The sequence below is a fragment of the Conyzicola lurida genome, assembly GCF_014204935.1.
GTDB classification, from domain to species: Bacteria; Actinomycetota; Actinomycetes; order Actinomycetales; family Microbacteriaceae; genus Conyzicola; species Conyzicola lurida.
Map to the genome: position 1 here is coordinate 2,719,204 of NZ_JACHMJ010000001.1, position 23,674 is coordinate 2,742,877.

35 protein-coding genes are annotated in these 23,674 nt (G+C 70.4%); 16 read left to right on the forward strand and 19 right to left on the reverse strand.

The genetic code is table 11. The annotated features are described in order from the left end of the window. Positions 1-60 precede the first annotated feature (60 nt). The 6 genes from HD599_RS13265 to HD599_RS13290 are packed head-to-tail and all read right to left on the reverse strand — an operon-like array spanning position 61 to position 2,429. The gene (locus HD599_RS13265; protein ID WP_184238343.1) at positions 61-234 is read right to left on the reverse strand and encodes a CsbD family protein; all 174 of its coding nucleotides are present in this window, start codon (positions 232-234) and stop codon (positions 61-63) included. Positions 235-261: 27 nt separating this feature from the next. Next, positions 262-870 carry a hypothetical protein gene (locus tag HD599_RS13270; protein WP_184238345.1) on the reverse strand — a complete coding sequence of 203 codons (609 nt, stop codon included), beginning with the start codon at positions 868-870 and terminating at the stop codon, positions 262-264. Next, positions 867-1,448 carry a DUF6286 domain-containing protein gene (locus HD599_RS13275; RefSeq protein WP_184238347.1) on the reverse strand — a complete coding sequence of 194 codons (582 nt, stop codon included), beginning with the start codon at positions 1,446-1,448 and terminating at the stop codon, positions 867-869. The genes HD599_RS13270 and HD599_RS13275 overlap by 4 nt, the downstream gene beginning before the upstream one ends. After that, a complete protein-coding gene (locus tag HD599_RS13280; protein WP_184238349.1) occupies positions 1,445-1,780 on the reverse strand; it encodes a hypothetical protein in 336 nt (111 codons plus the stop codon). Before HD599_RS13280 ends, HD599_RS13275 begins: the two co-directional genes overlap by 4 nt. After that, positions 1,777-1,968, reverse strand: a complete 192-nt coding sequence (locus HD599_RS13285) for a DUF2273 domain-containing protein (RefSeq protein ID WP_184238351.1) — start codon at positions 1,966-1,968, stop codon at positions 1,777-1,779. The genes HD599_RS13280 and HD599_RS13285 overlap by 4 nt, the downstream gene beginning before the upstream one ends. Beyond that, a complete protein-coding gene (locus HD599_RS13290; RefSeq protein WP_184238353.1) occupies positions 1,965-2,429 on the reverse strand; it encodes an Asp23/Gls24 family envelope stress response protein in 465 nt (154 codons plus the stop codon). Before HD599_RS13290 ends, HD599_RS13285 begins: the two co-directional genes overlap by 4 nt. A gap of 140 nt (positions 2,430-2,569) precedes the next feature. Between HD599_RS13290 and HD599_RS13295 the strand changes: the two genes are divergently transcribed. The 4 genes from HD599_RS13295 to HD599_RS13310 are packed head-to-tail and all read left to right on the forward strand — an operon-like array spanning position 2,570 to position 4,621. Then, positions 2,570-3,142 (forward strand): RNA polymerase sigma factor, encoded by a 573-nt coding sequence (locus HD599_RS13295; RefSeq protein WP_343062066.1) that lies wholly within the window; start codon positions 2,570-2,572, stop codon positions 3,140-3,142. Then, on the forward strand, positions 3,139-3,738 hold the full coding sequence (locus HD599_RS13300) for an Asp23/Gls24 family envelope stress response protein (RefSeq protein WP_184238355.1): 600 nt from the start codon (positions 3,139-3,141) through the stop codon (positions 3,736-3,738). The genes HD599_RS13295 and HD599_RS13300 overlap by 4 nt, the downstream gene beginning before the upstream one ends. Then, the gene (locus HD599_RS13305) at positions 3,735-4,031 is read left to right on the forward strand and encodes a hypothetical protein (protein WP_184238357.1); all 297 of its coding nucleotides are present in this window, start codon (positions 3,735-3,737) and stop codon (positions 4,029-4,031) included. The genes HD599_RS13300 and HD599_RS13305 overlap by 4 nt, the downstream gene beginning before the upstream one ends. Positions 4,032-4,042: 11 nt before the next feature. Then, positions 4,043-4,621, forward strand: a complete 579-nt coding sequence (locus tag HD599_RS13310; protein WP_184238359.1) for a YdeI/OmpD-associated family protein — start codon at positions 4,043-4,045, stop codon at positions 4,619-4,621. Here the strand turns inward: HD599_RS13310 and HD599_RS13315 are convergent. Next, a complete protein-coding gene (locus HD599_RS13315; protein WP_184238361.1) occupies positions 4,618-5,175 on the reverse strand; it encodes an NAD(P)H-dependent oxidoreductase in 558 nt (185 codons plus the stop codon). The two genes, HD599_RS13310 and HD599_RS13315, sit on opposite strands and share 4 nt — an antisense overlap. Positions 5,176-5,297: 122 nt before the next feature. Between HD599_RS13315 and HD599_RS13320 the strand changes: the two genes are divergently transcribed. Beyond that, positions 5,298-6,467, forward strand: a complete 1,170-nt coding sequence (locus HD599_RS13320; protein ID WP_184238363.1) for an acetyl-CoA C-acyltransferase — start codon at positions 5,298-5,300, stop codon at positions 6,465-6,467. Between the two features lie 72 nt (positions 6,468-6,539). Here HD599_RS13320 and HD599_RS13325 read toward each other — a convergent pair whose 3' ends face one another. Continuing rightward, positions 6,540-6,965 (reverse strand): aa3-type cytochrome oxidase subunit IV, encoded by a 426-nt coding sequence (locus HD599_RS13325; protein WP_184238365.1) that lies wholly within the window; start codon positions 6,963-6,965, stop codon positions 6,540-6,542. 109 nt (positions 6,966-7,074) lie between these two features. Here HD599_RS13325 and HD599_RS13330 point away from each other — a divergent pair, with 109 nt between their 5' ends. Beyond that, the gene (locus HD599_RS13330; protein ID WP_184238367.1) at positions 7,075-7,473 is read left to right on the forward strand and encodes a PPOX class F420-dependent oxidoreductase; all 399 of its coding nucleotides are present in this window, start codon (positions 7,075-7,077) and stop codon (positions 7,471-7,473) included. A gap of 66 nt (positions 7,474-7,539) precedes the next feature. Continuing rightward, entirely contained in the window at positions 7,540-8,067 is a 528-nt protein-coding gene (locus HD599_RS13335) for an SRPBCC family protein (protein ID WP_184238369.1), read from the forward strand. On the opposite strand, the gene aztA is transcribed toward HD599_RS13335, so the two are convergent. Next, positions 8,012-8,668 carry a zinc ABC transporter ATP-binding protein AztA gene (aztA, locus tag HD599_RS13340; RefSeq protein WP_343062068.1) on the reverse strand — a complete coding sequence of 219 codons (657 nt, stop codon included), beginning with the start codon at positions 8,666-8,668 and terminating at the stop codon, positions 8,012-8,014. The genes HD599_RS13335 and aztA overlap by 56 nt on opposite strands. Positions 8,669-8,717: 49 nt before the next feature. Here aztA and aztB point away from each other — a divergent pair, with 49 nt between their 5' ends. Genes aztB through HD599_RS13365 form a run of 5 tightly spaced genes read left to right on the forward strand, consistent with a single transcriptional unit; the run spans position 8,718 to position 13,098 of the window. After that, positions 8,718-9,563, forward strand: a complete 846-nt coding sequence (aztB, locus tag HD599_RS13345; protein WP_184238371.1) for a zinc ABC transporter permease AztB — start codon at positions 8,718-8,720, stop codon at positions 9,561-9,563. Continuing rightward, positions 9,547-10,749 (forward strand): hypothetical protein, encoded by a 1,203-nt coding sequence (locus HD599_RS13350; RefSeq protein WP_184238373.1) that lies wholly within the window; start codon positions 9,547-9,549, stop codon positions 10,747-10,749. Before aztB ends, HD599_RS13350 begins: the two co-directional genes overlap by 17 nt. A 1-nt stretch (position 10,750) precedes the next feature. Next, complete coding sequence (gene aztC, locus HD599_RS13355) at positions 10,751-11,653, forward strand: zinc ABC transporter substrate-binding protein AztC (protein WP_184238376.1); 903 nt, start codon at positions 10,751-10,753, stop codon at positions 11,651-11,653. A gap of 29 nt (positions 11,654-11,682) precedes the next feature. Next, the gene (aztD, locus tag HD599_RS13360; protein WP_184238378.1) at positions 11,683-12,864 is read left to right on the forward strand and encodes a zinc metallochaperone AztD; all 1,182 of its coding nucleotides are present in this window, start codon (positions 11,683-11,685) and stop codon (positions 12,862-12,864) included. A gap of 57 nt (positions 12,865-12,921) precedes the next feature. Beyond that, positions 12,922-13,098: a hypothetical protein gene (locus HD599_RS13365; protein WP_184238380.1), complete on the forward strand. Its 177-nt coding sequence runs from the start codon at positions 12,922-12,924 to the stop codon at positions 13,096-13,098. Positions 13,099-13,125: 27 nt separating this feature from the next. Here the strand turns inward: HD599_RS13365 and HD599_RS13370 are convergent, their stop codons facing one another. The 3 genes from HD599_RS13370 to HD599_RS13380 all read right to left on the reverse strand — a co-directional run bounded on the left by HD599_RS13370 (position 13,126) and on the right by HD599_RS13380 (position 15,626). Further along, positions 13,126-13,848, reverse strand: coding sequence for an SGNH/GDSL hydrolase family protein (locus tag HD599_RS13370; RefSeq protein WP_184238382.1), 723 nt, complete (start codon positions 13,846-13,848; stop codon positions 13,126-13,128). Positions 13,849-13,904: 56 nt separating this feature from the next. Then, on the reverse strand, positions 13,905-15,254 hold the full coding sequence (locus HD599_RS13375; RefSeq protein ID WP_184238384.1) for a D-alanyl-D-alanine carboxypeptidase family protein: 1,350 nt from the start codon (positions 15,252-15,254) through the stop codon (positions 13,905-13,907). A 165-nt stretch (positions 15,255-15,419) separates the two neighbouring features. Then, a complete protein-coding gene (locus HD599_RS13380; RefSeq protein WP_184238385.1) occupies positions 15,420-15,626 on the reverse strand; it encodes a three-helix bundle dimerization domain-containing protein in 207 nt (68 codons plus the stop codon). Between the two features lie 253 nt (positions 15,627-15,879). Between HD599_RS13380 and HD599_RS13385 the strand changes: the two genes are divergently transcribed. Beyond that, positions 15,880-16,155, forward strand: a complete 276-nt coding sequence (locus tag HD599_RS13385; protein WP_184238387.1) for a hypothetical protein — start codon at positions 15,880-15,882, stop codon at positions 16,153-16,155. Positions 16,156-16,186: 31 nt separating this feature from the next. On the opposite strand, the gene HD599_RS13390 is transcribed toward HD599_RS13385, so the two are convergent. Beyond that, entirely contained in the window at positions 16,187-17,125 is a 939-nt protein-coding gene (locus HD599_RS13390) for a LysR family transcriptional regulator (RefSeq protein WP_184238389.1), read from the reverse strand. Positions 17,126-17,206: 81 nt separating this feature from the next. Here HD599_RS13390 and HD599_RS13395 point away from each other — a divergent pair, with 81 nt between their 5' ends. Next, the gene (locus tag HD599_RS13395; RefSeq protein WP_184238391.1) at positions 17,207-18,292 is read left to right on the forward strand and encodes a PLP-dependent cysteine synthase family protein; all 1,086 of its coding nucleotides are present in this window, start codon (positions 17,207-17,209) and stop codon (positions 18,290-18,292) included. Between the two features lie 233 nt (positions 18,293-18,525). Here HD599_RS13395 and HD599_RS13400 read toward each other — a convergent pair whose 3' ends face one another. Further along, a complete protein-coding gene (locus tag HD599_RS13400; RefSeq protein WP_184238393.1) occupies positions 18,526-19,074 on the reverse strand; it encodes a GNAT family N-acetyltransferase in 549 nt (182 codons plus the stop codon). A gap of 107 nt (positions 19,075-19,181) precedes the next feature. Continuing rightward, positions 19,182-20,657: an MFS transporter gene (locus tag HD599_RS13405; protein ID WP_184238395.1), complete on the reverse strand. Its 1,476-nt coding sequence runs from the start codon at positions 20,655-20,657 to the stop codon at positions 19,182-19,184. A gap of 129 nt (positions 20,658-20,786) precedes the next feature. Here HD599_RS13405 and HD599_RS13410 point away from each other — a divergent pair, with 129 nt between their 5' ends. Then, a complete protein-coding gene (locus HD599_RS13410) occupies positions 20,787-21,425 on the forward strand; it encodes a TetR/AcrR family transcriptional regulator (protein WP_184238397.1) in 639 nt (212 codons plus the stop codon). Between the two features lie 18 nt (positions 21,426-21,443). Here the strand turns inward: HD599_RS13410 and HD599_RS13415 are convergent, their stop codons facing one another. The 3 genes from HD599_RS13415 to HD599_RS13425 are packed head-to-tail and all read right to left on the reverse strand — an operon-like array spanning position 21,444 to position 22,810. Beyond that, entirely contained in the window at positions 21,444-21,806 is a 363-nt protein-coding gene (locus HD599_RS13415) for a VOC family protein (RefSeq protein WP_184238399.1), read from the reverse strand. 40 nt (positions 21,807-21,846) lie between these two features. Next, a complete protein-coding gene (locus tag HD599_RS13420) occupies positions 21,847-22,416 on the reverse strand; it encodes a GIY-YIG nuclease family protein (RefSeq protein ID WP_343062071.1) in 570 nt (189 codons plus the stop codon). 37 nt (positions 22,417-22,453) lie between these two features. Beyond that, entirely contained in the window at positions 22,454-22,810 is a 357-nt protein-coding gene (locus tag HD599_RS13425) for a PRC-barrel domain-containing protein (protein WP_184238401.1), read from the reverse strand. Positions 22,811-22,963: 153 nt separating this feature from the next. Between HD599_RS13425 and HD599_RS13430 the strand changes: the two genes are divergently transcribed. After that, entirely contained in the window at positions 22,964-23,164 is a 201-nt protein-coding gene (locus HD599_RS13430) for a hypothetical protein (RefSeq protein ID WP_184238403.1), read from the forward strand. 55 nt (positions 23,165-23,219) lie between these two features. Here the strand turns inward: HD599_RS13430 and panD are convergent, their stop codons facing one another. Further along, a complete protein-coding gene (gene panD / locus HD599_RS13435; protein WP_184238405.1) occupies positions 23,220-23,666 on the reverse strand; it encodes an aspartate 1-decarboxylase in 447 nt (148 codons plus the stop codon). Between the last annotated feature and the right edge of the window lie 8 nt (positions 23,667-23,674).

The following is a 23,674-nucleotide window of genomic DNA, read 5'->3' on the forward strand; positions in this document are numbered from 1 at the left end:
CACCAATGACAGAACCCGGCCCCGCGCGCATGCGGGGCCGGGCTCTGGATCTGGTCGCGACTACTTCTTGAAGACGTCCTTGACGTCTTCGCCGACCTTCTTCGCGGAGGCCTTCGTCTGGTCGGCCTTGCCCTCGGCGACGAGTTCGTCGTTGTTGGTGACTCCGCCGACGGCTTCTTTCGCCTTGCCGACGAGGTTCTCAGCCGCGTTCGTGATCTTGTCTGATGCGCTCATGGTGAGCTCCTTTTCTATTGGGGTGGGTCAGGCGGTTTCGGTGAGGGCCGTCGTCGCGGCGAACCGCGCCGACAGCCCCGAGTTGATCGTGATGAGCACCGGCGTCTCCTGGCCGAGCAGGGAATCCCACTCGGTCACGAGACGGTCGATGTAGTCCCGGATGTCGGTGGGAGACGCTCCGCGCCGCACCGACACCGCGATCTTGAGTGCCGGCGTCGAGCGCACCCGGTAGGCGGAGACCGACGACGAGACGATGCCGGGGTTCGCGGCGAGACCGGTCTCGAGCACAGACTTCGCGACGTCCGCGTCGACGGTGACGACGCCGTTGTCGCGGCGCTCGGCGAGCAGCCGCGTGTGGCCACGGCCCTGCCGCACGACGAACACGACGAGCAGCACGGCGACGACGAGCGCGAGAGCGCCACCCGCGACGAGCAGCCAGCTGTGTCCGTCCGGCGTGATCGGGGTGGACGCCACGGCGTCGGCCAGCGCGTCGCCCGCGGTGGTCGAGGTGCTCGCCCACACCGACAGCACGGACGGCACGGCGGCCGCGACGGCCACGGCGGTGCCGAGCAGCAGGAGGAGGAGGCCGACCGCGATGATCAGCGTGCGGTTGAGGGCACGGTTGGTGTCGTTCATGCGCCGACCACTCCCCTTTTCTCGATGATGACGCGCGGGCGCAGTGCGGGCACCACGTCGAGCCGCGCGAGTTCGTCGGCGACCGCGGATTCGACGGCCGCGGCATCCACGGTCCAGCCCGAGCTGGGACGTACAGCGACCTCGGCGAGCTTGTGGCTCACGGTCACGACGACCTGGTCGGGGTCGACGTCGGCCGCGCGGGCGGCACGACGGGCTAGTGCCGAAGCGATGGCACGGTTGTCGATGACGAGCGCGGTGCGGCCGGTGGGGCCGACGTGGTTGGCCCGACGACCGGGCAGCACGCCCGCGATCAGCAGCAGCAGGCCGACGACGGCGACGATCGCACCGGCGGCGATCAGCAGCGGGCTCTCGACCGAGGTGGGCAGTGCGATGGCGGCATCGACCGCATCCCCCGGCACCACGAGCAGGGCCCGCTGGCCGAGCATAGCGAGCACGACCTCGGTCGCGAGCCAGGCGCCGACGATCACGATGAGCACGGCGAGCACGATTGCGAGCGCGGAGCGCGGCGAGTGCGTCTCCCGGCGCGAGATGCGGCGGTAGGCGGTGTCGTGGCTCATCGGGTTCTCCCTTCGGTGCTGGTTCTCGCGGCGGTGAGCCGCACGCTGACCGATCCCACCGACGAACCGGTGAGGTCGAGCATGCGGTCACGGATGACGTTCTGGGTGTCGGCGGCCCGGTCGAGCACCGACCGCTGGTCGCGGCCGAGCGGCCGGACGCGGATCGGAGTCGACGCCTTGACGCCGAGCAGGCCGTTGTCGTCGGCGAGGTCGACGGCCACGTCCTTGGCGGCGACGCCGAGGGAATCCGCCGTGATGGCGGAGACCACGCGGCTCAGGGCCTTGGCGCTCACCCGGTTGCGTCCGTGGAAGGACTCGGGCTCGGTGTTCACGAGGACGAGCGCTTGCCCCGGACGGCGTCGGCGACCGACCGGAGGTCGAGCTTGCCGTCGAGCACGCGCGCGACGAGTGCGCCCACCGCCATGGCGGCGGCGACGAACACGAACGCCCAGAAGCCGAATACGATCCAGGTCAGCGCGAGGACGGCGCCGATGAAGATTCCTGCGACGGTGTGGTTCACAGGACTCGTGCTCCGGCTGCGTCATCCGTCACGACCACGGCGTTGTCGTCGTCGGAGGGGATGTGCACGTCGTTGACGGTCACGTTGACCTCGGTGACCTGCATGCCGACGAGGTTCTCGATGGCGTTGTAGATGGCGGCGCGCACGTTGTCGGCGACGGTCTGCAGCGGCTCGGGGTAGAGCGCGACGATGGAGATGTCGACGGCGACCTGGGTCTCGCCGACCTCGACCGAGATGCCCTGCGTGAGGTCGGTGTTGTTGAGGGCGTCGCGGATAGCGCCGATGGCACGGGCGGCGCCGCCGCCGAGAGCGAAGACACCCGGCACCTCGCGGGCTGCGATGCCGGCGACCTTGGCGATGACGCTGTCGACGATCACCGTGGTGCCCGTGCTGGAGGCATCGACGGCGACGGCGGGAACGGTGGGGTCGGCGGGGACGGACTTGGTGGTGGCGGTGGCCATGGTGTTCTCCTTTGATGTCGAATCTTCGATGTCGAATCCGGTTCGTAGCCGAATCGGGATCGGATCGTTCGCTGTTATGCGATAGTCATGGGTAAGACGAGTCGACTTCGCAATTCGTCACGCGAAATGGAAAAGTTTTTGTGAACGCCGCCCCACCCGGCCCGCGGATCGCCCTCGCGGATGCCTCCGACAGCACCCTGACCGCCCGAATCGTCGACGGAGACGTGGCGGCCTTCGAGGTGCTGGCCCGGCGGCACGGCGGTCTGATGCGGGCCTACGCCCAGCGGCTGCTCGGGTCCAACGCCGAGTCGGACGACGTCGTGCAGGACGCCTTCGTACTGGCCTGGCAGAAGATCGGCGACCTCGCCGACGGCGCATCGGTGCGGTCGTGGCTGATGCGGATCGTGACCACCAAGTCGATCGACCGTATCCGGGCGCGCAAGCAGCACGCCGACATCGACGACTGGGACGCGCCGACCCCGTCGAACCAGTCGCCCGAACACCGGGTCGAGGTCTCTCTGCAAATGGATGCGCTATCGTCGGCGCTTGCCCGGTTGCCAGAAAACCAGCGCCGGTGTTGGATCATGAAAGAGGTCGGCGGGTCGTCGTACGACGAGATCGCCGCAGATCTGGACGTTCCGGTATCCACCGTCCGCGGCCAGCTGGCGCGGGCGAGACAGACTCTGATGAGCGAGATGGAGGCGTGGCGATGACCGATCTTCCCCCCTCCGAACCCCGCGAGGATCTCGACGGACACACGATCGACGAGCTCGGCGAATACCTCGACCGCGGCCGCCAGCCGCGTGACGAGAGCATCGAGTCGTCGCCCGGGTGCCTCATCGCCCTCGATTCGCTCGAACGCCTGCGCGGTGCCGCCTGGGCGATGCTCGAGGTGGAGGCCGCATCCGAGCCGGAACGCGATTCCGCGTGGCTCGGCCGTGTGCTGGGCAACATCTCCAGAGAGGCGCGCGCCGGACGCGACATCCCGATCAGCCATCCCGACCCCGCCGTGGCCTTGACCGTGACCGAGGGGTCGGTCCGCGGCCTCATCCGGGCGGCCGGCGACGCCGACGGCAGGGCCCTGATCGGCGCCTGCACGCTCGACGGAGACGTGACCGTGCCGGGCGAACCGATCACGGTCGACGTCACCGCGTCCGTGGCGTGGGGCCGCAATCTCGCCGACGTGGCCGACGGCCTGCGCGCGGCGATCGGCGACGCGCTCGCCCGCCACACCGAGCTGACCATCGCGGCGATCAACGTGACGATCAGCGACGTCGTGTCGTCGCACCCCCGGGAGGGCCGCCGATGAGCGACGACGAACTCGCCCACGAACTGACCGGCCTGGTCGAGGGTACCCCCGGGGTGGTCGAGGTCTACCCGGCCGGTCCCGTGCTCGCCGGGCTGCTCGGCGACCGCCCGCGCGTGGCGGTCACGCGCTCGGGCGAGGGGCTGCGGGTCGAGGCGCTCATCTGCGTCGCCGGCGAGTTCGCCGTGCCCGCGACGCTGCGGGCCGTCGGAGACGTGATCACCGCCCGTCTCGCGGCATCCGGCACGGCCCCGGCCGACGCCAGCGTCGCGGTCAGAGCCAGCCGGATCCACTAGGAGCGGCCACCATGGCAGACCCGACCGACCTCGCGATCGTGCGATTCGAGGGATACGACGACTTCCACGCCTGGCTCGACGAGCACGAGGACGATTCGCCGGGACTCTGGCTGCTGATGTCGAAGAAGGGGGCGGCAGTCACCTCGGTCAGTTACGCCGACGCGGTCGAGGTGGCACTGCGCCACGGCTGGATCGACGGCCAGCGCCGCGGCCGCGACGAGCACAGTTTCCTGCAGCGGTTCACACCGCGCCGGGCGCAGAGCATCTGGTCGACGAGGAACGTGCGGGCCGTCGAGACACTGATAGCCGAGGGCCGGATGTCGCGCCGCGGGCTCGCGGAAGTGGAGCGGGCTCGGCTCGACGGCCGCTGGGAGCGGGCGTACGACGGTCCGAAGGACGCCCAGCCGCTGCCCGAGTTTCTCGCCGCGCTCGAGGCCAACCCGGCCGCCGCCGAGTTCTATACGACCCTCTCCAGCCAGAACCGGTTCGCGATCTATTTCCGCATCCACTCCGCGAAGCGCGAGGAGACGAAGGCCAAGCGCATCGCCGACTTCGTGGCGATGCTCGAGCGCGGCGAGAAGTTCTACTAGGCCGCCTGGGCGGCCGCGGTGACGCCGGAGATGACGGCGCCGAGCTTCGTCATGATCTCCTCGTCGTCGCGCGGGTGCTGCGGGGTGAAGCGGCCCGCGGAGTCGGCGATCGAGAGGGTGAGGTCGCCGAGCACGCTCGCGCCGGCGATGCCGAGGGCCTTGCGGGCCTCGTCCTGCGCCCAGATTCCGCCGAACTGTCCGTAGGCGCCGCCGATGACGGCGACGGGCTTGGCGACGATCGAGCCGACGCCGAACGGGCGCGACGACCAGTCGATGGCGTTCTTCAACACGGCGGGGATCGTGCCGTTGTGCTCGGGCGTGATCAGCAGCACCGCGTCGGCGGCGGCGATCGCGTCGCGCAGCTTGACGGCGGCCGCGGGAACGTGACCCTCGATGTCGATGTCCTCGTTATAGAACGGGATCTCGGCGAGGCCCTCGAACACCGTGACGGTGACGTCGGATGCCGCTGCGTCGACGGCCGCTTCGGCGAGGAGACGGTTCGAGGAGGCCGCGCGCAGGCTGCCGAGGAGAACGAGGATGGAGGTGTCAGACATGGATTCCGCTTTCTTCAGGTTCGAGGGCCGCACAGGCGACACTCGTTGTTAAACCGGCGCGCTGGTGAAAACTTCCCGCTGTCGGAAAATCCCCAGCCAGGGGCGCCCGCTAGCATCGGCTGATGAGCACCTTGATCGTCGGATACGCCCGCACCCCCTTCTCCAAGTTCACCGGGGCGTTCGCGTCGATACCGGCGACGACACTCGGCGCACACGCGATCACCGCGGCGCTCGCCCGTGCCGGCGTCGCCCCTGACGAGGTACAGCAGGTACTCGGCGGGCACGTGCTGCAGGCCGGAACCGGTCAGAATCCGGCACGCCAGGCCGCCGTCGAAGCCGGGATCCCGTTCAGCACCCCCGGCATGACGCTCAACGCCGTCTGCCCGTCGAGCATGGAGGCGGTCGCCTGGGGCTCGCGTCTCATCGACGCCGGCGAGGCCGACATCGTCGTCGCGTTCGGGCAGGAGTCGATGTCGCTCGCCCCGCACGCCTATCTCGGATCCCGCGCGGGCACGAAGTACGGCGCCATCGAGATGATCGACACGATGCAGGTCGACGGCCTGACCGACGCCGCCGAGAAGCGCTCGATGGGTGCGTCCACCGACGCCCGCAACGACGCGCTCGGCATCGACCGTGAGTCGCAGGACGCCTGGGCCGCCGGTTCGCACGCGCGTCTCGCCGCGTCGCGCGAATTCCTCGCCGGCGAGATCGAGCCCCTCGCGATCACCGACCGCAAGGGTGTGCGCATCGTCGCCGACGACGACGGTTTGCGCGCCGACACGACCGTCGAGTCGCTCGCCGGCCTGCGTCCGGCATTCGGGGACGGCACGATCACCGCGGGCAATTCTTCCCAGCTGACGGATGGCGCGGCCGCGGTCGTGCTGATGAGCGAGCGTCTCGCCGCCGAACGGGGTGTGCGCGGCATCGCGCGCGTCGTCTCCCACGCGTTCGTCGCCGGGCCCGACGTGTCGTTGCACGCGCAGCCCTCCGACGCGATCGCCGCCGCCCTCGCGAAGGCGGGCCGCGCGACCGCCGAGCTCGGCGCGGTCGAGATCAACGAGGCGTTCGCCGCGGTCGCCGTGCACTCGGTGCGCCAGCTCGGGGTGACCGGAGACATCGTGAACGCGCACGGCGGGGCGATCGCCCTCGGCCACCCGCTCGGCGCGTCGGGAGCACGCATCGTCGGGCACCTCGCCCGCCGCCTCGAGGCCCTCGGCTCCGGATCACTGGGCGCGGCCGGCATCTGCGGCGGTGGCGGCCAGGGCGCGGCGATCCTGCTCGAGGCCGTCTGATCCCGTCGGGTTGAGCCTGTCGAAACCCCGTCTTTCGCGCGTGTACCTGGATTTCGACAGGCTCAATCCGCCCTAGCGGCTGAAGTTGCCGCGGTAGTACTCGTAGACCCAGCCGACCAGCGCGATCAGCAGGATCGGCCCGCCCACGAGCGACAGCCACGGGCCCACCGCGACTCCGAGGAAGATGATCGCGAGTCCGGCCGCGAGCGTCACCGGCCACCAGCTCCACGGCGAATAGAACCCCTGCTCGGGGTCGCCGTCGTCGATGTTCGCGTCGGTGAGATCCTGCGGCAGCTCGCCGCCCTGCGCCTTGTGGGTGCGGCCGATGTAGAACGCGATCAGCCCCGACGCCGCGGCGGCGAGTAGCAGCCCCACCGACCCCGCCGGTTCGATGCCGGTCCCTTGCGGGTTGTAGAAGATCGCCCAGACCGAGTACACGACCGTCAGCAGCGCGAAGTACGCGGTGAGAATCCAGAACAGTTTCGAATTAGCGCCCACAGAAACGCCCCTAGTCGACAGTGAAAAGGCCCTCGTTCGTCGAGGTTGAGGCCATTCAAGACCCGCCCGTGCGCCACCGCAAGGGCAACGCGCGGATAGATTGGCACCCATGACCGACCACACCGCCTTCGCCGCGCTCGGCGACGAGTCCTTCGTCTCCCTCACCACGTTCCGCAAGAGCGGCGTCGCCGTCTCCACTCCGGTGTGGGTCGCGCGCGACGGTGATGCGCTCGTCGTCACCACTCCGCAGGAGAGCGGCAAGGTGAAGCGGCTGCGGAACAGCGGCCGGGTCGAGCTGCGGCCGTGCAGCCGGATGGGCAAGGTCGCCGACGGCGCGGTGCCCGTGGCCGGGGTCGCCACCATCCACGCGGACGCTGCCACACGCGATCGTCTGACCGGCGTCATCCGCAGAAAATACGGACTGGAATACCGAGTCATGACCTTCGTGGAATCGGTCGTGGCGAAGCGCACCAAAGAGCGGGTCATCCTGCGGATCACCGCCGCCTGACCGGCACCAATCCCGGCGACGCGGCGCTCCGAATACCTGCTGACACGAGAGGCAGGAACACGGCGCATGGAGGCACACTCAGCGGGGTCGTCGGTCTACGGACTGGCGCGCGCGCACACCGGCATCAGCTGGGACGTCGCGTTGCAGACGCCGCCGCCCGCGTTCTACCCGTCGTTCGGGCCGCTGCCCGCCGTCGTCGGCGTGCAGAACCAGCCGAACACCTGGGACCGGGTGGGTTACTCCCGCACGCTGCTGCTCTCTGACGGCAGCAGCGTCGTCGAGACGATCACCGACTCCGAGCGCGGGGCGAGCTTCGGCTACGACCTCACTGACTTCACCAAACTCTTCGGCAACCTCGTCTCGGGTGCCCGCGCCGAGTGGACCTTCGTCTCCGAGCGGTCGGCGACGCTGATCACCTGGTCGTACGTGTTCCACGCCCGGCCCGGCCGCGGCTGGCTGGTGCGCGCCATCGTCGCGCTGTTCTGGGCCCGGTACATGCGCCGCGTCCTGCCGCGCATCATCGCCGAGATCGAGGCGGTCAACGCACGATCCGCCCACGATCCAGCCGAACGACACGATCCGCTCGCGTCATAACCTCGGGGTCGTGGGTGGCGTGTACGACACCGGCGCCGCGTCGCGCCTCGGCGTCGATCGCGCGGGCGATGAGCTCGTGCGCCTCGTCGTCGAGTCCGGCCGTCGGTTCGTCGAGCAACACGACGTCGGCGCGTTGGGCGAGCCCCTGCGCCACCAGGACCCGCTGCCTCTGACCGCCGGATAGCGCGTGGAACGGCCGGCGCTCGAGGCCCTCGAGGCCCAGCGCCGCGATGCTCTCGCGCACGATTTCGCGGTCGGCGCGACCGAGCGGGCGCCACAGCGGCCGGCCCGCCCAGCGCCCCATCGTCACCGCGTCCAGCACCGTGAGCGGCAGACCGTCGGGTGCGCTGCTGCGCTGCACGACGTAGGCCACCCGCGTCGCCGCGGCCCGCGCGACCGAGCCCGCGCTCGTGCGGTGGGTGCCGGCGAGCGCGCCGAGCAGGGTCGATTTGCCCGAGCCGTTCGCCCCGGCGAGCGCCACGATCTCGCCGCGGACCACCGCGAGCGAGACGTCGCACAGCGCCGTCGTCCCGTCGTGTTCGGCGGAGATCCCGTGGGCGTCGAGCAGCGGCAGGGCGGGGGTGGTCAGAGTCGTCGGCACACGATAACCGTACCTTAATGATTACGATTCTCATGTAGAGTCACCTGCCATGACCTGGCTCACCGATCCGTTCTCGACGGAATTCATGCTGCGCGCACTCGGCGGCGGCACCCTCGTCGCCGCGATCTGCGCGGTCGTCGGAACCTGGGTCGTCATCCGCGGCATGGCGTTCCTCGGCGAGGCCATGGCCCACGGGATGCTCCCCGGCGTCGCCGCCGCGAGCCTGCTGGGCCTGCCCGCGATCGTCGGCGCAACCGTGAGCGCCGCCGTGATGAGCGTCGGCGTCAGCCTGGTGACCCGCCGCGGGCGCCTCTCGAACGACACCGGCATCGGGCTGCTCTTCGTCGGCATGCTCGCCCTCGGCGTGATCATCGTGTCGCACTCGGACAGCTTCGCCGTCGACCTCACCGCCATCCTCTTCGGCGACATCCTCGCCATCGCCGGAGCCGACATCGCACTGCTCGCCGTGGCGCTCGGCGTCACGCTGCTGGTCGCCGCGCTCTTCCACCGTTCGTTCGTCGCGCTCGCCTTCGACTCCCGCGTCGCGGCGACCATGGGGCTCCGGCCCCGGCTCGCCGCGGCCCTGCTCACCGCCCTCGTCACCCTCGCGGTCGTGGCGTCGTACGGCGCGGTCGGCTCGCTGCTCGTCGTCGGCCTGCTTCTCGCCCCGGCCGTCGCCGCCCGGCACTGGGCCGCACGTATCCCCGGCATCATGCTCCTCGCCGCGGCGATCGGCAGCCTCGCGGTGGTGACCGGCCTGCTCGTCTCCTGGCACGCGGGAACCGCAGCCGGGGCGTCCATCGCCGCCGTCTCCATCGCCCTCGCGGGCCTCTCCGCCCTCGCCCGCCGTCTCCCCGTCCCGTTCCAGAAAGCCCCCCGTGCCACCACGCAGTAGACCCCTCGCCACCGCCGCCCTCGCCCTCGTGGGCCTGACCGCCTGCGCGGCAATTCCCGAACCCGTGGATGCCGCGGCCGACGCCCACGGCTACGTCGAGGGCGCGACCGAGGCCACCGAACCGCAGCTCACGCTCGCGACCATCGACGCCGCGGGCACGCTCGCGCTGCTCGACCTCCTCGACGAGACCACGACCCCCGTCGCCGTCATCGAGGGCGCGACGGCGGTCTCCACCGACGGCCGCTTCGTCTTCGCCTCCTCGGCCTCCGCCGCCGGCTCGGGCGACCTCACGATCGTCGACACCGGCGTCTGGACGGTCGACCACCAGGACCACTCCCACTACTACCGCGCCGAGCCGCGGGTGGTCGGCGCGCTCGAGGGGGCGGGTGCGGCCGTCGTGACCGGCGGCGGTTCGACCGTCGCCGTCACCTCCCCCGACGGCGGCGCGGTGCTGCTCGACCACGCGGCCCTGGGCACCGGCGAGATCGAGCGGGTCGGCGAGATCGCCGGCGCGACGGTCGCGGCCCCGGTCGGGTCGGCGGTGCTCGCGGGGATCGGCGACACCGCTGTGGTCGCGACGCCGACGGGCGAGACCACGGCCGAGGCGGCCTGCCCCGACCCGGCCGGCTCGATCGGCACCCGCGTCGGCACGGTGATCGGCTGCGCCGACGGCGCGGTGCTCGCGACGTCCGACGCCGACGGCACCGTCACGCTCGAACACACCCCCTACCCGCGGGCGGTCGCGACAGGTGACCGGGCGGTCGAGTTCCGCGGCCGCGCGGGGCGCCCGACCGTCGCCGCCGTCGCCGGCAGCACCGGCGCGTGGCTGCTCGACACCCGCGAGCGCAGCTGGACGCTGCTGCCCACCGAGGTGCCGCTGCTGCTCGTCGCGGCCGCGGACGACAGCGACGGCAGAATCGTGGCGCTGGCCGCCGACGGGCGCGTGCTCGTGCTCGACCCGACGACCGGCGCGACCGTCGCCGCCACCGCGCCCCTGCTCGCGGCGACGGTGGCCGACCCCGCACTGCTCGCCGGCGTCGAGCTCTCCGTCGACGCGAACCGCGCCTACGTCAACGCTCCGGCCGAGGGTGTCGTCTACGAGCTCGACTACGCCGACTCCGCGCGGGTCGCCCGAACCTTCCCGGTGCCCGGCTCCCCCGTGTTCGTCGCCGAAACGGGACGCTGACGTGAAGAGGATCGCCGCCGTCGCCCTCGCCGCCCTCCTGCTCGCCGGGTGCGCGCCCACCCAGCCCGCCCGACCCCTGGTCGTCGTGACCACGAACATCCTCGGCGACGTCGTCGGCGAGATCGTCGGCGACGAGGCCGAGGTCATGGTGCTGATGAAGCCGAACGCCGACCCGCACTCGTTCGAGATCTCCGCACGGCAGGCCGCCCGCATCCTCGACGCCGACCTCGTCGTCTCCAACGGGCTCGGGCTGGAAGAAGGGCTGCAGCAGCACCTCGACGCGGCCGCAACCGCGGGCGTGCCGTCGCTCGTCGCCGGCGACGTCATCGACACGCTCGCGTACACGGCGGGCGACGCCGAGGGCGCGGTCGACTCCCACTTCTGGACCGATCCGGGCCGGGTGATGGATGTCGCGGCCGCCGTTTCCCGGGCCGTCGACGAGAACGTGGCCGACGCGGATTCCGCCAGAATCGCCGCGAACACCGACGCCTACCTCGCCGAGCTGCGCGACCTGGACGCCGAGATGACCGCCGCGTTCGCCGTCATCCCGGCCGCGCAGCGCAACCTCGTGACGAACCACCACGTGTTCGGCTATCTCGCCGACCGCTACGGGTTCACCGTGGTCGGCGCGGTGATCCCGGGCGGCAGCACCCTCGCCGCCCCGAGCGCCTCCGATCTGCGCGACCTCGTCGACGCGATCACCGACGCTGGGGTCCCCACGATCTTCGCCGAGTCGTCGCAACCCGACCGGCTCGTGCGAGTGCTCGCCGACGAGGCGGGAATCGACGTGTCGGTCGTCGAACTGTTCACCGAGTCCCTCACCGAACCGGGCGAGGGCGCCGACACCTACCTGACCATGATGCGCACGAATACGGAGCGCATCGCCACCGGCCTCTCGCCCTGACCGGCGACGCCACCACACAGAGAGAAACAATGAACACCACGCACTACCGACGGATTTCCGTCGTGGCCCTAGCCGCGGCATCCGCCATCGCTCTCAGCTCCTGCGCCACGACGACGGCCACCGAGACCGTGGCCGAGTCGCCCGCGGCGTCATCGTCCCGGGTCGCGGTCACCTACGACGGCGGCATCCTCGTGCTCGACGGCACCAGCCTCGAAGTCGAGGGCGACCTGCCGCTCGACGGCTACAACCGGGTCAACCCCGGCGGCGACGGCAGCAGCGTCTACGTCTCGACCGAGGGCGGGTTCCGCGTGCTCGACACCGCGGCCGCCGAGCTGACCGACCTGGTCTTCCCGGCGCTGACCCCGGGCCACGCCGTCTTGCACGGCGACCAAACCATCCTGTTCGACGACGGCACCGGCGACATCACGGTGTTCGAGAGCGCGGCGCTGCTCGACGCGGGCGACGAACTGCCCGAGGTCGAGACGGTCGAGTCGGAGGCCGCCCACCACGGCGTCGCCATCGAACTCGAGGACGGCAGGCTGCTCTCGACCCTGGGCGATGCGGAAGGCCGCACCGGCGTGCGTGTGCTCGACGCGGCGCGCGAGGAGACCGACCGGGCGGAGGACTGCCCCGGCGTGCACGGCGAGGGCACCACGAAGAACGAGGTGGCCGTCTTCGGCTGCAACGACGGCGTTCTCGTCTACGACGGCGAATTCACCAAGGTGGCCTCGCCCGACGCCTACGGCCGCATCGGCAACCAGTTCACGACCGAGACCTCGACGGTCGCGCTCGGCGACTACAACTCGGATCCCGACGCCGAGGGCTACCTGCTCTCCGCCGTGTCGTTGATCGACACCGTGGCGAAGACCATCCAGGTGGTCGACCTGCCCGTGGGCGTCGAGTACACGTTCCGAGACCTCGCGCGCGGCCCCGGCGACGAGGGCGTGATCCTCGGCACCGACGGGTCGCTGCACGTCATCGACGTGGAGACCGGCGAGATCACCACGTCGTACCCGGTGATCGGCGCGTGGGAGGGACCGGCCGAGTGGCAGGACTCGCACCCCGCGCTCAAGGTGCTCGGCGACGTCGCGTACGTGACCGAGCCCGCGACCGATTCGGTCTTCGCCGTCGACCTGGGCTCGGGCGACGTGCTCGCCTCCGCGGAGCTGCCCGCGACGCCGAACGAACTGGCCGTCGTCGCGTCCGAGTAGCACGGTGACCGGGGGCGCGGCGTGGCCGTGCCCCCGGTTGCAGGCTAGCGTTGCAGCATGACCGCGAGCGCAAAGACCCCGGACGAGCGCCGCGAGCGCGCCGAAGAAGCGGTCAAGGCCGTCAACGCCGGTGCCAACCCGGGCGAGGAAGCGCTGACCCTCGCCAACGAGTACTCCGACGAGCTGACCGACCGTGCGAAAGCTTTTATCGGCCGGTTGCTGCGGCGGCGCTAGCCCCGGTCGGCAACTGATCCGCCGGCGCTATCCCAGGTCCGCGCGCAGGTCCTCGATCTCGGCCCGCACGGCGGCGCCCATCAGCTTCTGCCCGACCGGAGTGGGGTGCACGCCGTCCTTCGTCAGGCCGGCGATGAACGAGCCGCCGTCACGGAGCCCGGCAGCGGCGTCGAACCAGGTCCAGCCGTGGCGCTCGGCCAAGGCCTTGGCGTCGACGTTGAACTGGGTGGCGCGTTCGGGCGCGGCGTTGATCGGCGGGATGGCGAGCACGAGCACGTTCTCGGCACCGACGGTGTCCGCGATGGCGACCATGTTCTCGAGGGAACCCTGACGGTCCTCCTCGCGCAGCACGTCGTTGGTCCCGGCGAGCATCACGAGCAGGTCGGCGGAGACCGGAGCGACGCCGTTGCGCATGTCGAGGGTGCGCGCACCCGCCACCGCCCAGCCGCCCGCGAACACGATGTCGTCGTCGACCGTCGACGCGAGCCAGGAGTCCGCCGAATAGGTGCCCGTGGTGAAGCCCTCGTTGAAACCGGTCACCACCGCGGTGATCGAGTCGCCGACGACGGCGATGCTCACGGGGTCGTCGTCGGAGGCCGTGGCCGACGGTGCGGGCGACGCCGTGGCGGTCGGGGTCGGGGTCGCCGTCGAGCCGTCGCCGAGGATGCCCGCGCTGACCGAGCCGGCCGAACATCCGCCGAGGGTGAGCGCGGTGACACCCGCGAGAAGGAGACCACCGAGAAAACGCATTGGATCACCCTAAATGATCGAGATGACCGGGTCTCCCAGAATCGGAGGAACGCTCGTCACTTACCCAGCAAATCGAGCGGATGGGTCACCCGCCACCAGCCGCCCGGGCCCTCGATCGGCTCCTTCACCACGAGCGGCACCGTCGCCGTGCGGGCGCCCGCCACGTAGCTGATGGTGCCGGCCGCGGCATCCTCGTCACCGAGTTCGACCGGGGTGGTCGTCATCTCCATGGTGATGGGGGTGTCGGACCAGGTGAGCAGCGCGGCGGTGCCGGTCGCCTCGACGTAGCCGGCGGAATCCCACGGCGTTGCGAGGAGCCCGAGTTTGTCGCCCTCTTCGACCAGCGGAACGGTGTGGAAACCGGACTTGATGCTGGTGATCCAGTCGACGGCGCCCTCGCCCAAGCTGAAGCGGTCACGGCCGCCGAGAATGACGCCGACGATCGACAGCGGGTTCTCGAGCCCGGGGACCTCGACCGTCGCCGAGAAGAGCAGCGTCGCGCCGGACTCCTCGAGGTTGCCGGTCTTGAGGCCGGTGATGCCGCTGCGGCCGAGCACGGTGTTGGTGTTCGGCTCGGGGTTCATGCCGGGGACGACGAAGCTGCCCATCGCGACGATCTCCGCGATCACGGGGGTGGCGATGGCGAGCTTGCCGATCGCGACCAGGTCGGCGGCGGTGCTGGCGTTGCGGGGGTCGATGCCGGTGGGTTCCACGAACGTCGTGTCGGTCAGGCCGTTGGCGGCCAGCCAGGCGCGCGTCGCCGAGAGGAAGCGTGCCTGCGACCCGTACGCCCAGGTGGAGAGCAGCTCGGCGTAGTTGCTGGCGGACGCCACGAGCATCAGTTCGATGGCGTCGTGCTGGGTGAGGGACTGTCCGACTTTCATCCCCTGGACCGTCGCGCCGAGCAGGAAGTACTTGTCGTAGAGGTCCTCGTCGGTCGCGCTGAGGGTGAGGATCGGCCCGTCTTCGCCGGCGCCCAGCGGCTTCGCCTGCAGCACCACCAACGTCGTGATGATCTTGCTGATGCTCGCCATCGGCAGTTCGCCGAGGTCGCCGTTGACGGCGAGCAGGCCGTCGGTGCCGAGCGTGGCCGGGAACTCCTCGGCGCCGGTGACGCTGATCGCGCTCGCGAGACCCGGGGGAACGGAGAGGTCGACCGGGCCGGGCTGCTCGAACGCCGGCTCGCGCACCGCGCCGGTCGGACCGTCGACCGGGGCGAGGAGCACGAGTGGGAGGTAGGTCGAGATGGATGCCGCGACCACTACGAGCGCGATGACGCCGGCGACGATGCGCCGACGTCGCCGGCGGCGCCTCTCGGCGACGGCGTCGGGGTGCGACGGATCGCGTGGCGGTTCCTGTGCCCGCACGAGCATCTCGCGCAGATCGCTGAATTCGTCGGAGCTCATCGGGTGCGACGCGCGGTGCGACGCGGCGTGCTCAGTGAGGTGCGACGCGACGCGGGGCGCCCGCTCACGCGGCGCAGTTGAGCGATAGTCGAGAATTCCGGCATGTGCCCATGCTAGGCACGTGGCGTCCGCGCGTCCAGCATCAACCGGGGAGCGGCTGCCGCGTCATCCGGCCGAGCCCTTCTTGATGCGCTTTTTGACCGCCCGCTCGGTCAGCACCGAGAGGTAGTCGTGCACGGGGCGGCCGGCCAGACCGGCGAACTCCTCGCGCACGAGAGCCTCGATCTCAGGCTGGGCGACGGTCGGATTCTTCTCGACCAGGCGCCCGGTGACCTGTTGGATGATGTCTTCGTCGCTCACATCGGTCGTCATACCCCGAGCATGGCTCCGGTTCTGCTCGCGGTCAACGTCGGCCTGCGATTCACAGCCACTGTTAACCGGCCTGCTCGAAAACAAACATGATGAATCTTTTTCTGGTCTAGCGACTTGTCAACATGTAGCTTGGCCCCAGACGCGTCGAACTCACCCGACGATCGGCGCGCGAATGACGGAACAGTACGAACGACATCGGGACCCGAGATCCACCCACCCGACCAGTTCACCACCCTTGCTGACTGGATGTGCAATGACGACTACCGCGTACCTGGCGACCCTGGAAGAAACCACGGTCTGGGACACTCTCGACGACACCCTAGTGTTGTTCCTCACGCGCGGGATGATCCCGCCCGCCTGCCTGACGGACCCCGAGGTCATCGGCCTCGCGCCCGCATCGGGCAGCTGGTGCCTGACGCTCTGGGACGAGGCCGCCCAACGGGCGTTCTACAGCCGCTCCACCTCGAGCTCGTCGATCATGTGCGAGTCCGACGCGGCGCGGTATCTCGAGGACGGGTTCCCCTTCTAGACCCGCCGCACCGGGCTTGCGGCACCGGGCCTCACGCTTGCGGCACCAGCGCCGAGACCTCGGCGGCCGCCGCCTGGAGCGCGTCGATCGTCTGGCGCACCCCCGGCACGGCGAGCAGCGACCCGGTCGACACCGCCGAGACCACGCGGTGCGACCGCGGCGCGAGGTCTTTCAGGAACAGCCCGGGATCGGGCCGCGCCGCCGTGAGCATCAGGTCGGTGACGAGCGCCACCCCGAGCCCCGCCGAGGCGAGGCCCTGCAGCGCGATGTAGTCGTCGGTCTCGAACGCCACGTCGGGCCGGAAGCCCGAGCGCTCGCACGCGTCGAGCAGGTTGCCGCGGCACTCGGGGCAGCCCGCGATCCAGCGGGATTCGCGCAGGTTCTCGAGCGTCACCCATGGCTCGCCGGCCGCGGGGTGGTCGGCGGGCATCGCCACGCGCACGCGCTCGTCGAGCAGTCCCGTCACGACCTCGTCGGGCTGCAGGGGGAAACGGGGCCCGTCGACGGTGCCGTCGGTGGCGTACTCGAAGATCACGGCGATGTCGCTCTCGCCACTACGCAACAACTCGAGCGCCTTGGGCGGCTCGGCCTCGATCAGCGTGAAGGACACCCCGGGGTGTGCCCGGCCGACGCTGCCGAGAGCGCGCGGAAGGATCGTCGCCGCCGCGCTCGGGAAGCAGGAGATGCGCACGCGCCCCGACCGCAGCCCGGCGACGGCGTCGACCTCGGCCTCGGCGAGCGCGACCGACGCGAGTACGCTCGCCCCGTGCCGCACCAGCACTTCGCCCGCGGCCGTGAGACGCACGCCGGAGCGGGTGCGCACGAGCAGCGGGGTCTCGAGCTGCCGCTCGAGCAACTGGATCTGCTGCGTGACCGCGGACTGTGAGTAACCGAGCTCGCGCGCCGCCGCCGACATGGAGCCGTGCACGTTGAGGGCCTGCAGCAGGCGGAGGTGCTTGATCTCGATCATCCTCGAACTATAAGCCCAGCTTCTATCTCACTTCTACATTTGGCCATTGTGTGATCACCTCGCCGCTGGGAGCGTTGACGCATGCCCGCTGCCATCGCCACCCCGTCGCCCGCCTGGCGTCGTCTCGCGCTGCGGACCCTGGCGGACGACGAACACGCGACGCCGGAGTCGCCGCTCGTGCGGTTCCCGCTGCCGTCGGCGTGGGGCATCGACCTCTATCTCAAGGACGAGTCCGCCCTGCCGAGCGGGTCGCTCAAACACCGGCTCGCCCGGTCCTTGCTGGTCCACGGCCTCGTCAACGGGCAGATCACCGGGCACACGACTCTCGTCGACGCCTCGAGCGGCTCCACCGCCGTTTCCGAAGCGTGGTTCGCCCGCCTGCTCGGCCTGCCGTTCGTCGCCGTCGTGCCCGCGGGCGTCTCGGTCGAGAAGGTGCGGCTGATCGAGTCGTTCGGCGGCACCGTGCGTTTCGCCGCCGACCCGTGCGCCGTCTCGGCACTGGCCGCAGAGCTCGGCGCTCAGCGCGGCTGGTACTTCCTCGACCAGTTCTCCCTCGCCTCGACCGCGACCGACTGGCGCCGCGGCAACGTCGCGGAGGCCCTCTTTACGCAGCTCGCCGGCGAGCGCCACCCCGAACCGCGCTGGATCGTCGTCGGCGCGGGCACCGGCGGCACGAGCGCGACCGTCGGACGCTACTGCCGCTACACCGCGCGCGAGACCCGGCTGGCCGTGGTCGACCCCGAGAATTCCGCCTACTTCGAGGCGTGGCGTACAGGGCGGGCGGATGTCGCGGCCGGCGGATCCCGCATCGAGGGCATCGGGCGGCCGACGGTGGAGAAGTCGTTCGTCGCCGACACCATCGACGAGATGATCCCCGTGGATGACGCGCACTCCGTCGCGGCGATGCAACTGCTCGCCGCGACCACCGGTATCGCCGCCGGGCCGTCGACCGGCACGAACCTGGCCGGGGCGCTGCTGGTCATCGAGCGGATGCTCCGCGCCGGCGAGACCGGCAGCGTGGTGACGCTGATCTGCGACTCGGGCGACCGCTACGCCGGAACGTTCTACAGCGAGCCCTGGCTGCGGGAGGCCCGCATCGATCCGGGCGAGGCCGGCCGCGGCATCCGGAGTTTTCTCGCCGGCAGCGCGCTGCACCACGTCGCCTGAGCGACCGGCGGCTTGAGCCTGCCGCCGCCCACAGATCCCCGTTTTCGGTGCCACGCTGAGGCGGCATACCGAAATCGCACCTATCGCCGGGGTGGGTGTGCGGCGCTCAGCGTCGTCGCGCACGCGGAGGTTTGTCGCGGGTCCGCGGAGGTTTGTCGCGCACGCGGGTGTTCGTACCCGCGCGTGCGCCACACAGCACCGCGCGATGCGAGCGCGATGGGATTTCGACCCGCTCAGGCCACGTCGATGACGAAGGTCAGCAGCGTCAGCTCGCGTCCGCCGCTCACGAAGGTCGTCTCGCGCTCGGTCGCGCGGCTGAAGCCGAGCTTGTAGTACAGGGCGTGCGCGCCGAGCATGTCGGGGCCGCTGTTCATCACCACGCGCGCCAGGCCGCGCTGCCGGGCGAGGTCGATGACGAAGGTCGTGAGCGCGGCGCCGATGCCGCGCCCCCTGGCCGTCGGGGCCGTGGCGAGCAGGCGGAAGTACAGCTCCTCCCCCGGCCCGATCCGGCCCTCCTGGTCGAAGCCGTCGCGCAGCACCGCGACGGTGCCGACGAAGTCGCCCGCGGCGTCGACGGCCACGTAGACCTCGAATTCGCCGATCAGGTGCTCGGGATGCCGCAGCTGTGCCGCGTAGTCCGGGGGCAGATCGTCGTAGTCGTGCGAATACGCGGCGTAGGTGAGTTCGCCGACGCGCGCCAACTCGTCGGGCGACGCGAGACGGATCTGCAGAGCGGGTGTCGCGGAGGCGGCATCCGGAGTCTCATCGATACCCACGCTCATGATGCTGCCGCTCCGATTCCCGGCCACCGACCGGGTGCCGAATCCGAGGTTATCGCGGAAGGCGTCGCCCGCGCATGACCGCGCAGCGACGCCTTCCGGTGCGACCGCTACGCCTTCTCGTCCGGCAGGTCGTCGATGCCGAGCGCAACCGCGTTGGCACGCAGCTGGCGCATCGACGGCGCGATGATCGCGGCCAGGATCGCGAGCACGGCGACGCCGGCGCAGTCCCAGAATCCGATGGTGAAGGCGTCGTCCGTCGGCAGGCCCTGCGGGGTGCTGTGGGAGGTGATCAGGGCCGCGATCACGGCGGTTCCGATGCTGCTGCCGATGGTGCGGGCGATGGTGTTGACGCTGATCGCCTCACCGGTCTGCGTGATCGGCACGCTCTCGATGATGGCGTTCGAGGTGGCCGCGAGGGCGAGTCCGATGCCGGCACCGGTGAGCACACCCGAGAGCAGTACCTGCCAGATCTCGCCGTGGCCGATGGCCGGCAGCACGAACGCCGCCGTGACGAAGGCACCGCCGAGCAGCATCGGCAGCTTCGGGCCGAACTTGCGCACGAGCATGCCCGACAGCGGTCCGAAGACGACCATCATCACGACGGTCGGCAGCAGGAACAGGCCGGCCTCCGAGACGGACTTGCCGAAGCCGTAGCCGGTCGCAGCGGGGAGCTGCAGCAGGGTCGGAACGAGCACGAACGTGCCGAACATCGCGAAACCGAAGACGAGGGCGACGACGTGCGCGGTCCACACGCCGCGGAGCTTCATCAGACGCATGTCGATCAGCGGCGAGGCGACGCGCAGCTCGACGAGAACGAAGACCACGAGCGTGACGGCGCCGAGTGCCAGCAGTCCGATGGTCTCGACCGAGCCCCAGCCCCAGTTCTCGCCCTCGCTGATGGCGAGGAGGATCGAGACGAGCGAGACGGCGAGGATGACGGCACCGAGAACGTCGAGGCGTCCGGGGGTCTTCACCGACGACTCCGGCATGCCGAAGATCACGCCGACGAGGGCCACGACCACGAGCACCGCGGGCAGCCAGAACAGCCAGTGCCACGACAGGTTCTCGACGATCGGGCCGGCCGCGACGATACCGACGCCGGCGCCGACACCGAAGATGGCGGAGAGCAGGCCGATGGTCACGCCGACCTTCTCGCGCGGAAGCTCGTCACGCACGACGCCGATCGACAGCGGCATGATCGCGCCGGCCGCACCCTGCAGGGCGCGGGCGATGATCAGCACGCCGAGGTTCGGGGCGAGGGCGGCGAGCACGGTGCCGACGAGCAGCAGCGAGAGCACCACGATGAGCATGCGGCGCTTGCCGACCATGTCGCCGAGGCGTCCGAGCACGGGAGTGAGCACCGCGGCGGACAGCAGGTACGCGGTCAGCACCCAGGAGGCGTCGCTGGTCGAGACGCCGAGGTCCTGGCCGATGGTCGCGAGCGCGGGGGCGACGAGCGACTGGAGTACGGCGAACGACAGTCCGCCCAGCGACAGGTAGAGCACGATGAGCGTGCTGTTGGGACGACGGCCGTCGGCCGTGTGGATGGAACCCGTCTGGGGTTCCACGATCGTTCGTGACATGACTCTCCGCTGGCTTGTAAACATCTGTTGACTTATGAATAGTAGCCATTGGTTGCCATAAGTCAATGATTGTTTACATAGCGGATGACGCGGGGTACCGTGACGGGAGGACAAACACGAAGGATGCCAATGACGACACCCGTTCCCACGGCTGCGCAGTCGGCCGGTTCCCCCGCCGCACCGGCCGGCCCGCCCAAGTCCCGCGACGCCGACAACACCCGCCGCCTCCTGCTCGCCGCCGCGCGCCGTCGGTTCGCCCACGACGGGTACACCGCCACGACGGTGCGCACCATCGCGACGGACGCGGGAGTGAACACGGCGCTGATCAACCGCTACTTCGACTCGAAGGAGGGACTGTTCGAGGCCTGCATCCGCAACGTCGGCGAGCAGCTCGAGCGGCCGGCGGGCGGGCGCACCGTCGAGCAGACCGTGGCCAGGATGATCGAACAGCTGACCGGCCCCGACACCGGCGAGCGCTCGCTACAGCTGATGCTCCTCATGCGGTCGTCGGGCGACGAGCACGCCGACCTGATCCGGCAGAACATCCTCCGCTCGTTCGCGGAGGGCATCGCGCGCATCGCCGGCTGGAGCCCCGACCGCCCCGACGACGGCCAGCTGCTGCTGCGCGCCCAGCTCGCGGTGGCGACCGCGCTCGGCATCACGATGCTGCGCAACTCGTCGGGGTTCGAGCCGCTCGCGGGCGCGACCACCGAAGACCTCGCGGCCGCGCTGGCCCCGAGCCTGACGACGCTGATCGGTGGCGAATAGGAGAGGAACCCCGAGAACTCAGTCGACCGGGCTCACCAGGCAGAACGGGTGCCCCGCGGGGTCGAGGTAGACGCGGAACGTCTCCTTCTCCGAACCGGTGCGCGTGGCACCCAGCGAGAGAACGCCGGCTTCTGCGGCATCCAGATCATCGACCTTGATGTCGAGGTGCAGCTGCTGGGGCACGAGCTGCCCCGGCCACTGCGGCGGGGTGTAGTTCTCGACGCCCTGGAACGCGAGCAGCGGGCGGCCGCCGGGTCCGATGATCTCGACCCAGCCCGGGTCGTCGGAGGCGATGCGCATGCCCAGCACTTCGCCGTAGAACTCGGCGAGGGCGCGGGGATCGGGGCAGTCGAGGACGATGGATTCGAGGGTTCCGATCATCGCTGCAGTGTACGGCCGGACCGCCCGACGGCGACAGGGGTCAGGACGCCCCGAGCGCCAACCGCTGGCTGCGCCAGAGCGCGTAGAGCGACCACGGGTCGTCGACACCCGACCGCAGGACCTCGATGTGGGCGAGCAGCGCGTCGTGGCTGCCGAACCACTCGGACCGCGGAGACAGCCGGTGCGCCGCGAACTGCGCGTGCCGCCGCTGCTCGAGCGTGCGGTCGCCGCGCTCGAAGGCGAGCACCTCGTCGTAGCGCAGAGCCGCGAACCGCTGCCGCGGGTTGCTGGACGTACCGATCTTGATGCGGTCGCCGAAGCGCAGGTAGTAGACGACGTCGACCCGGGCCGCGAGGGCGTCGTCGGGGTCGGGAACTTCGCCGACCTTCCACTCGCAGACCGCGCACAGCCAGCCGGAGGGGTAGTGCAGCCCGAGCCGGGAACCGCAGGCGAGACAGGGCGAGGGCAGGATGTCGGTGACCCCCACGTCGCCGGCGACCCAGTCGTGGGCCTCCAAGAGGTGGGCGGCGCAGAGGTCGAGCGGAGCACCGGGAGCCACGCTGGCGGCGCAGCACTGCCCGGCGTCGTCGACGATCAGACACCTGTTCACGGCGGTCAGGCTACGCCCGACCGCCGACAGCGGGTGGTTAGCGGCGGCCCAGACGGCGTTCGCCGTTGGCGCCCGTGGCGTACGGCAGCTCGAAGTGCGTGTACAGCTCGGGCTCGAGGCCGGCCTCGAGTTCGCCGTCGGTGCCGATGAACGGCGACTCCTTGACCTGCTTCTTGGAGTACAGCACCTTGAGGTGCTTGGGAGCGACGACGGCGCCCTTCAGCGGCGCGAAGACGAGCTTCTGCCCGCCGAGCATTCCGATGTGCACGGCCGCGAAGGCGGCCTCGTCGGTCGCGGTGTCGAAGTAGATACTCTCGAGCGTGCCGATCTTGACCCCCGAGAAGTCCACGACGGGCAGACCGATCCAGTCGCGCACGTTTTCCGCTTCGAACATGAGATGCCTTCCTCGGCCGGAAGTCTTCCGTCCCCTATGGGGGCAACGTTAGCGGGTGGATGCCGCGGCAACCTGAGCACGGACGACCAGGGCCGCACGGAACGACGCCGCCGTCAAGGCCGAGTGCAGAAATAGTTTTCAGGTTGGTCGTGGATGATCATGGGTGCCGGGCGCGACTCAGCGCTCAACCCGACGAAAGCGACAGACCCGATGTTCCGCCTGCTCAAGTACGCCCCCGCCGCCATTGCCCTCGTGTCGAAGTTCGTCAAGAGCCCGAGCGGCCAGCGCGCGATCGCCAAGGTGCGCGCGCAGGTCGCTGCCCGCCGCGGCCGCGGCACCACCCCCGCGAACTGACCCCGGCGCTCACCCGCGAGCTGACCCGAACCCGGTTGCCGCAAATCGACCGGTTTCAGGCGTCGATGGGTCGATTCGCGGCATCCCGCGACGCGTGCAGCGCGAACGGCGGCGCCTCCGCGCCCTCGACCGGCGCGGCCGGGTCCTGACCGATGTCGACGATGCGGTTGCCCGCGTCGACGTGCACGACGACCGGCGAGAACTCCAGCGCCTCATCCCGCGTCATCTGCGCGTAGGTGATGAGGATCACGGTGTCGCCGATCAGCGCCTTGTGAGCGGCCGCCCCGTTCACGCCGATCACCCCCGATCCCCGTTCGCCGGCGATCAGGTAGGTCTCGAACCGCTCCCCGTTGTCGACGTCGACGACGCTCACCTGTTGCCCGGGCAGCATCTCCGCGGCGTCGAGCAGGTCGAGGTCGACGGTGAGCGATCCGACGTAGTGCAGGTCGGAGTGGGTCACGGTGGCACGGTGGATCTTCGAGGCGAACATTGTCAGGAGCACCCGTCCAC